Annotated in this window: 6 protein-coding genes; 4 read left to right on the forward strand and 2 right to left on the reverse strand. The window is 65.2% G+C overall.

The annotated features are described in order from the left end of the window. The 4 genes from AYR66_RS24790 to waaA all read left to right on the forward strand — a co-directional run. Positions 1 to 939 (forward strand): MraY family glycosyltransferase (locus tag AYR66_RS24790; RefSeq protein ID WP_088710265.1); only part of this gene is annotated, 939 nt, incomplete at its 5' end. 49 nt (positions 940 to 988) lie between these two features. After that, complete coding sequence (locus tag AYR66_RS24795; protein WP_170942360.1) at positions 989 to 2,365, forward strand: phosphomannomutase/phosphoglucomutase; 1,377 nt, start codon at positions 989 to 991, stop codon at positions 2,363 to 2,365. Between the two features lie 11 nt (positions 2,366 to 2,376). Continuing rightward, positions 2,377 to 3,384 carry a lipopolysaccharide heptosyltransferase I gene (gene waaC / locus AYR66_RS24800; protein WP_088710220.1) on the forward strand — a complete coding sequence of 336 codons (1,008 nt, stop codon included), beginning with the start codon at positions 2,377 to 2,379 and terminating at the stop codon, positions 3,382 to 3,384. Beyond that, positions 3,384 to 4,643 carry a lipid IV(A) 3-deoxy-D-manno-octulosonic acid transferase gene (waaA, locus tag AYR66_RS24805; protein WP_088710266.1) on the forward strand — a complete coding sequence of 420 codons (1,260 nt, stop codon included), beginning with the start codon at positions 3,384 to 3,386 and terminating at the stop codon, positions 4,641 to 4,643. Before waaC ends, waaA begins: the two co-directional genes overlap by 1 nt. Positions 4,644 to 4,676: 33 nt before the next feature. Here waaA and adeC read toward each other — a convergent pair whose 3' ends face one another. After that, positions 4,677 to 6,074 (reverse strand): AdeC/AdeK/OprM family multidrug efflux complex outer membrane factor, encoded by a 1,398-nt coding sequence (adeC, locus tag AYR66_RS24810; protein ID WP_088710221.1) that lies wholly within the window; start codon positions 6,072 to 6,074, stop codon positions 4,677 to 4,679. Further along, a partial coding sequence (locus AYR66_RS24815; RefSeq protein WP_088710267.1) for an efflux RND transporter permease subunit occupies positions 6,071 to 8,422 on the reverse strand: 2,352 nt, incomplete at its 5' end. The genes AYR66_RS24815 and adeC, both read right to left, overlap by 4 nt.

The following is an 8,422-nucleotide window of genomic DNA, read 5'->3' on the forward strand; positions in this document are numbered from 1 at the left end:
GTTGCCGTCGTGGCCAGCGCCGGCATTGCCATGTGGCGCACGCCGCTGATCGGCCAGGGCGTACTGCTGCTGCTCATCTGTTCCGCCGTGGCCTTTCTTGGTGGCATCGTCGAGGATTTCACCAAGCGCGTGACGCCGGGACGTCGCCTGGCGCTGACCATGGTGGCTGCCGCCATGGGCTACTTCTTGATCGATGCCAGGATCGAGCGCATCGACTGGCTGTTCTCGCAGTGGACGATCACCTGGCTCTGGATCGCGTTACCGCTCACCGTGCTGGCGGTGGCCGGCATCGTCAATGCGATCAATATCATCGATGGCTTCAACGGTCTGGCGACAGTGGTCGCCATCAGCATGCTGATGTCGCTCGCCTACGTGGCGCTGCAGGTGAACGACACCTTCGTGCTCGTGGCCGCGCTGATCGTTGCCGGCGCGGCGGCCGGTTTCCTGGTCTGGAACTATCCGGTCGGCCTCATCTTCCTCGGCGATGGTGGTGCCTATTTTCTCGGCTTCATGCTGGCGGAACTCACGGTCCTGCTGGTCATGCGCAATCCGCAGGTATCCACCTGGTACGCAGTGCTGCTGCTCATCTATCCTGCCTTCGAAACCTTGTTCTCGGCTTACCGCCGCCTGTTCCTGCGCGGACAGTCGCCGGGCACGCCGGACGGCATCCACCTGCACAGCCTGATCTTCCGCCGGGTGGTATTGTGGGCGGTCGGCGGGCGTGACGCGCGCGCGCTCGACCTGCGCAATGCGCTGACTTCGCCGTACCTGTGGCTGCTATCGCTGATGGCCGTCGTCCCGGCCACCGTGTTCTGGCGGCACACCTGGGTGCTCATGCTGTTGAGCCTGCTGTTCGTCATCACCTACGTGTGGCTGTACGCGCGCATCGTGCGCTTCCGGTCGCCGCGCTGGATGTTCTTCGGCCGAAGAATCAAATAGCCGTTCCTGCATTCAGTAGAATCTGCAATCCACCTTTTTCTGATCGATCATGTCCACCATTTCGCAAAGCATTTTCAAGGCCTACGACATCCGCGGCATCGTCGGCAAGACACTTGACGCCGATGTCGCCCGCCAGATCGGCCAGGCCTTTGGCACCGCCGCCCTCGCCAAAGGCGAACAGACCGTCGTCATCGGCCGCGACGGCCGCCTGTCCGGCCCGGAATTGGCCGCGGCGCTCGCCTCCGGCCTGCAGCGCGCCGGCGTCAACGTGATCGACCTCGGCGTGGTCGCCACCCCGATGGTCTACTTCGCCACGAATGTGCTTGATGCGACATCCGGCATCATGGTCACCGGCAGCCACAACCCGCCCGACTACAACGGCTTCAAGATGGTGCTGGCCGGCGAAGCGATCTATGGCGACGCGATCCAGGGCCTGTACCAGACCATCGTGCGCGACGACTTTGCGTCGGGCAACGGCAGCTACAGTACGCATGACATCAAGCAGGCGTACATCGAACGCATCGTCGGCGATGTGAAGACCAGCCGCAAGATGAAGATCGCGGTCGATTGCGGCAATGGCGTGGCCGGCGCCTTCGCGCCCGAACTGTTCCGCGCGATGGGTTGCGACGTGATCGAACTGTTCTGCGAAGTCGATGGCAACTTCCCCAACCACCATCCGGATCCCGCCCATCCGGAAAACCTGCAAGACCTGATCCGCTGCCTGAAGGAAACCGACGCAGAGATCGGCCTCGCCTTCGACGGTGACGGTGACCGCCTGGGCGTGGTGACCAAGGATGGCCAGATCATTTATCCGGACCGCCAGCTGATGCTGTTTGCCAAGGATGTGCTGACCCGCCATCCGGGCAAGGAAATCCTGTACGACGTCAAGTGCACGCGCCATATCGGTCCATGGGTGAAGCAGCACGGCGGCGTGCCGCTGATGTGGAAGACCGGGCATTCGCTGGTGAAAGCCAAGCTGCGCGAAACGGGAGCGCCGCTGGGCGGCGAGATGAGCGGGCATGTATTCTTCAAGGACCGCTGGTACGGCTTCGATGACGGCTTGTATGCGGGTGCGCGCCTGCTGGAATTGCTCACGCGCATGGATGATCCATCGGCCGAGCTGAATGCCTTGCCGCAGGCATCGAGCACGCCGGAACTGCACCTGCACCTGCAGGAAGGCGAGAGCTTCGCGCTGATCGGCCGCCTGCAGGAGGAAGCCAAGTTTCCCGATGCGGAGCAGGTGGTGACGATCGACGGCTTGCGCGTGGAGTATGCGGACGGTTTCGGGCTGGCGCGTTCGTCGAACACGACGCCGGTGGTGGTGATGCGATTCGAAGGCGAATCGGCGGAGGCGCTCAAGCGCATCCAGGAGGAATTCCGCCGCGCCATCCTGGCCGTGAAGGCCGATGCGGTGCTGCCGTTCTGAATCGCGCGCCTGTGAAAATCCTGATCGTCCGCGTTTCGTCGCTCGGTGACGTCGTGCACAACATGCCGATGGTCGCCGACATCCTGCGTGCGTACCCGGACGCGCAGATCGACTGGGTGGTGGAAGAAGCCTACGTGAACCTCGTGCGCCTGAACACCGGCGTGCGCAACATCATTCCGTACGCACTGCGCCGCTGGCGCAAGAGCCTGCTGTCGGTGCCCACGCGCGCCGAAATGCGGGCGTTTTACCGGCGCCTGCGTGACGAGGAATACGACATCGTGTTCGACACCCAGGGCCTGCTGAAGACCGGTGTCGTCATGCGCATGGCGCGGCTGAAGCCGGGTGGCAAGCGCGTGGGACTCGCCAATGGCACCGAAGGCTCCGGCTATGAAGCCGCATCGCGCGTTTTCCACACCATGAGCGTGCCGGTCGACCCGCGTACCCATGCCGTGCTTCGCGGACGACTGGTGACGGCGGCTGCACTCGGTTATCCGATCGATCATCCCGCCGACTTCAGCCTGCGCGCGCCAGACATGCCGCAGGTCCCGGCCTGGCTGCCGGCCGAACCCTATGCGGCGTTTTTCCATGCGACCGCGCGCCCCTCGAAACAATGGGCGCCGGACCGCTGGGTCGAGGTTGCGCGCCTGCTCGCGGCGCGCGGCATGCCGGTGCTGCTCCCCTGGGGCAGCGAGGCCGAGAAGCAGGCCGCCGAACAGCTCGCAGCGCGCATGCCAAATGCTCGAGTGCTCCCCAAACTGCCGATGATGGAGGCAGTCCTGCTGGCCCAGCGCGCGGCGCTCGCGATCGGTGTCGACACCGGCCTGACGCATATTGCCGCCGCCTACAACCGTCCGACAATCGAGCTTTATTGCGATTCGCCGCGCTGGAAGACCGAAGGCAACTGGTCGCCCAGCATCGTCAACCTTGGCGATGCCGGTGCACCGCCATCGGTTGCCGATGTGGCCGGCGCGATCGACCGGCTGCTCGGCGCCGCGCAAACCACGCCGCAGACCGCATGATCCGTCATCTCTATTCGTTCGCCTGGTGGCTGGCGCTGCCGCTAGTGCTCGCGCGCCTGTGGTGGCGCGGCCGCAAGGAACCGGGATACCGCGCGCACATGGCGGAACGCTTCGGCTTCTATGCGAAGCGCCCGCAGCGCGACGTGCTGTGGGTGCATGCCGTATCGGTCGGCGAAACCCGTGCCGCGGAGCCGCTCATCGATGCCTTGCTGCGCGAGTATCCGAACCACGCGATCCTGCTCACCCATATGACGCCGACCGGCCGCGCGACCGGCAAATCGCTGTTCCAGAAACATGGCGACAGGTTCGTCCAATGTTACCTGCCGTATGACACTGGCTTCATGGTCGGCCGCTTCCTGAAGCATTTCAGGCCGCGCATCTGCATCCTGATGGAAACCGAAGTGTGGCCGAACCTCATCGCGCAGTGTGCTAAGCACCGTGTGCCGGTCGCACTGGTCAATGCGCGCCTCTCGGAACGTTCGCTGGCCAAGGCGGAACGCCTGTCGGCGCTGATGTCGGATGCCGCGCGCGGTTTCTCCTGCGTGGCGGCGCAGACGGACGCGGATGCGGACAGGCTGCGCCGCTTTGGCGCGCCAAATGTGAGCGTGACGGGCAGCATCAAGTTCGACGTAACGCCGCCTGAGCAGGCGCTCGCCACAGGCGCGTCATTGCGCGCGATGATGGGAAACCGTCCTGTCCTGCTGTGCGCCAGCACGCGGGAAGGCGAAGAGGGCCTGATCCTCGATGCGCTGGATGAAAGCGGCCTCGAACATGTGTTGCTCGTCATCGTCCCGCGCCATCCGCAGCGCTTCGATGAAGTGGCGGCGAAGGTGGCTGCCCGCGGACTGTCGCTGCAGCGCCGCTCGCAGCTCGGCGCGGCATTGCCCGATGATATGCGGGTCTTGCTGGGTGATTCGATGGGGGAGATGTTCGCGTATTACACCGCGTGCGATATTGCCTTCATTGGCGGCAGTCTCCTGCCGCTCGGCGGGCAGAACCTGATCGAGGCTTGCGCAGTTGGCAAGCCGGTGCTGGTCGGGCCGCATACGTTCAATTTCAGCGTCGTCAGCGAGGAAGCGATTGCCGCCGGGGCTGCGTCACGTGTGGAGACAGCTTCCGACATGCTTCGCATTGCGGCCATGCTGCTATCCAATGATGCGGAGCGCAAACGCATGGGCGATAACGCGCTGGCGTTTGCGCGGCAGCATCGCGGCGCGACGGAGCGAACCATCGGATTGTTGAAGCCGCTGATTCGCTGAATTGAACGGTGCGCGGGGGCGCACCCTACCCGCTTACTTCGCCGTCGTCTCGGCCAGCCCGCCGCCCAGCGCGCGGTACAAATCCACCGCATTCGTCAGACGCTGCAATCGCGCCTGCACCAGCGCCTGTTCCGCCGAAAACAATTCCCGCTGCGCATCCAGCACATCCAGCGAACTCGCCACGCCGTTGCGGTAACGCAGGTCGGCCAGCTTCAGGCGTTCCGCCTGCGCTTCCAGCACCGCGCGCTGCGCGTCGATCTGTTCGTCCAACGTCGCACGCGCGGCGAGCGCGTCCGCGGCTTCGCGGAAGGCGGTCTGGATCGATTTCTCGTACTCGGCAATGGCGACGTTCTTGCGCACTTCAGCCAGGTTGAGGTTGGCACTGTTGCGGCCGGCGTCGAAGATCGGCAGCACCAGTTGCGGCACGAAAGACCAGCTGCGCGAGCCGGATTCGAACAGTCCCGACAGGTCGCCGCTGGCGGTGCCGGTGGCGGCGGTCAACGAGATGCGCGGGAAGAAGGCCGCGCGCGCGGCACCGATGTTGGCGTTGGCCGCACGCAATCGCTGTTCGGCGGCGCGGATGTCAGGGCGGCGTTCGAGCAAGTCGGAGGGGAGGCCGGCGGGAATCTCGGTGACGATGTTCTGTTCCGACAGGGATTGCGCCGCCGGCAGGTCGGTGAGCGGCTTCCCGGCGAGCAGCGCAAGCGCATTCGACGCCTGCGCGCGCTGCCGCGTCAGCGTCGCCAGCGACGCCCGCGCCGATTGCAGCAGCGTCTCGTTCTGCCGCAGGTCGAGGGCCGAGGAGGCGCCCACATCGAAGCGCTGCTTCGCCAGTTTGTACGCCGACTCGCGGCTTTCGAAGGTCTTGCGCGCAAGTTCGTACTGCTCGTCGAACGCGCGCTCCGCGAGGTAGGCCTTCGCGACTTCCGCCACCAGCGAAATCCGCGCGGCGCGGCCGGCTTCCTCGGTCGCCAGGTATTGCGCAAGCGATGCGTCATTCAGGCTGCGCACGCGGCCGAAGAAATCGAGTTCGAAGGCCGACAGGCCGAGCCCGACCTGATACGTGCTGCTGACGATGGGCGAACCGGTGGGCGATACGCCGCCGGGCGTGCGCGAGCGCGTCGCGCCTGCAGTCGCATTGAAGTTCGGCAGCAGGTCGGCCGACTGCACGCCATACTGTGCGCGCGCTTCCTCGATCCGCAGTGCGGCAATGCGCAGGTCGCGGTTGTTCTCCAGCGCGGCGGCGATCAGGCTTTGCAGGCGCTGGTCCGGGAAGAAATTGCGCCAGCCGGTCGCGGTGGCGTCGCCCGCTTCCGCCACGGTCGGATAGGCCGCGGCGACAGGAGATGCGGGCCGCTCGTAGGTCGGCGCCATCGAACAGGCCGACAGCACCGCAGCGGCCAGCAGGGAAAGGGTCAGTTGCTTGCTCATGCCTTGTTGTCCTCTTGCAGATGCAGGTGCTCCTGGTAGAACTTCCGTTGCCGCTCGCTGCCCTTGAACAGGCTGCGGATGACGACGAAGAACACCGGCACCAGGAACACGGCCAGCACGGTTGCGGTGATCATGCCGCCCATCACGCCGGTACCGATCGCGCGCTGGCTGGCGGATCCGGCGCCGCTGGCGATCACCAGCGGCAGCACGCCGAGGATGAAAGCGAGCGAGGTCATGATGATCGGGCGGAAACGCAGCTGCACCGCTTCCAGCGTCGCTTCGACCAGGCCCTTGCCCTGCGCCTGCAGGTCTTTTGCGAATTCCACGATCAGGATCGCGTTCTTCGCCGACAGGCCGATGATCGCGATCAGGCCGACCTTGAAGTACACGTCGTTCGGCATGCCGCGCAGGGTCGCGCCGAGCAGCGCACCGAGCACGCCCAGCGGCACCACCAGCAGCACGGAAATCGGGATGGTGGTGCTTTCATACAGCGCCGCCAGCACCAGGAAGACAGCGAGCAGCGAGAGCGCGAACAGGGCAGGGGCCTGGGCGCCGGACGTCTTTTCTTCCAGCGACTGCCCGGTCCATTCCATGCCGATACCCGGCGGCAGCTGGCCGACGAGTTTTTCCATTTCGTCCATCGCCTCGCCGGTGCTGCGTCCCGGTGCGGCATTGCCGGAAATGCGCATCGACGGATAGCCGTTGTAGCGGAACAGCTGCACCGGACCGACGATCCACTTCGCCGTCATGAAGGCGGAGAAGGGCACCATGTCACCCTTGGTGTTGCGCACGTAGAGCTTCATCAGGTCTTCCGGCTGCATGCGTTGCGGGATGTCCGCTTGCACGATCACGCGCTGCTGGCGGCCCTGGTTCGGGAAGTCGTTCACATAGGCCGAACCAAGCGCGGTGGACAGCGTCGTGTTGATGTCGGCGAAGGGCACGCCGAGTGCATTCGCCTTGTCGCGGTCGATGTTCAGCTGCAGCTGGGGCGTCGGTTCCAGGCCGTCGGGACGCACGCCCTGCACAATCTGGCTCTTGCCCGCCATGCCGAGCAGCTGGTTGCGCGCGGCAAGCAGCGCATCGTGGCCGACGCCGGAACGGTCCTGCAGGCGCATCGTGAAGCCGGTCGCATTGCCCAGTTCCGGGATCGGCGGCGGGCTCAGCGGAAACACAATCGCATCCTTGATCTGCGAGAAGGCGCCGAACGCGCGGCCGGCGATCGCGGTAGCCGACTGGTCGGGGCCGCGTTCGCTCCAGTCCTTGAGCGGCGTGAACACCAGTGCCGCGTTCTGGCCGCTGCCGGAGAAGCTGAAGCCGGCCACCGCCACTACGCGCGCCACGCTCGGCTGCTGCAGGTAGAAGTTCTCGATCTGCTCGATGACCTGGATCGTGCGGTTGGTGGCCGCGCCCGGCGGCAGCTGCACGTTGGTGATCAGGTAGCCCTGGTCTTCCTGCGGCAGGAAGGCGGAGGGCATGCGGATGTAGAGCAGGGCGACGCAGGCGACGATCAGGCCGTAGACAATCAGCCAGCGGCCGGCCCTGCCCAGCATGCGCGCGACCCAGCCCTTGTAGCCGGTCGACGTGCTGTGGAAGCCGCGGTTGAACCAGCCGAAGAATCCGGACTTGGCATGATGGTGTCCCGCCTCCACCGGCTTGAGCAGCGTCGCGCACAGCGCCGGCGTGAGCGACAGCGCCATCAGCGCGGAAAACACCATGGACGACACCATCGACAGCGAGAACTGGCGGTAGATCGCGCCGACCGCGCCGCCGAACAAAGCCATCGGGATGAACACCGCGATCAGCACCAGCGTGATGCCGATGATCGCGCCGGTGATCTGGCCCATCGCCTTGCGCGTTGCATCGCGCGGCGACAAGCCTTCCTCGCTCATGATGCGTTCGACGTTTTCCACCACCACGATCGCATCGTCGACCAGGATACCGATCGCCAGCACCATGCCGAACATGGTCAGCACGTTGATCGAGAAACCGAAGAGCAGCATGGTGGCGAAGGTGCCCATCAGCGCCACCGGCACCACGATGGTCGGGATCAGGGTATAGCGGATGTTCTGCAGGAACAGATACATCACCAGGAACACCAGCAGGATCGCTTCGAGCAGCGTCTTCACCACTTCCTCGATGGAAATCTGGATGAAGCGCGAGGTGTCGTAGGGAATGTCGTACTTGACGCCAGCCGGGAAATATTTCGACAGCTCGTCCATGCGCTGGCGCACCGCCTTCGCCGTCGCGAGCGCATTGGCGGTCGGCGACAGCTGCACGCCGATGGCGGCGGTGGGTTTGCCGTTCAGGCGGGCGGACGTCGCGTACACCTGGCCGCCGATCTCGATGCG

Source organism: Noviherbaspirillum denitrificans (genome assembly GCF_002211445.1).
In the GTDB taxonomy this organism is placed as follows: domain Bacteria; phylum Pseudomonadota; class Gammaproteobacteria; order Burkholderiales; family Burkholderiaceae_D; genus Noviherbaspirillum; species Noviherbaspirillum denitrificans.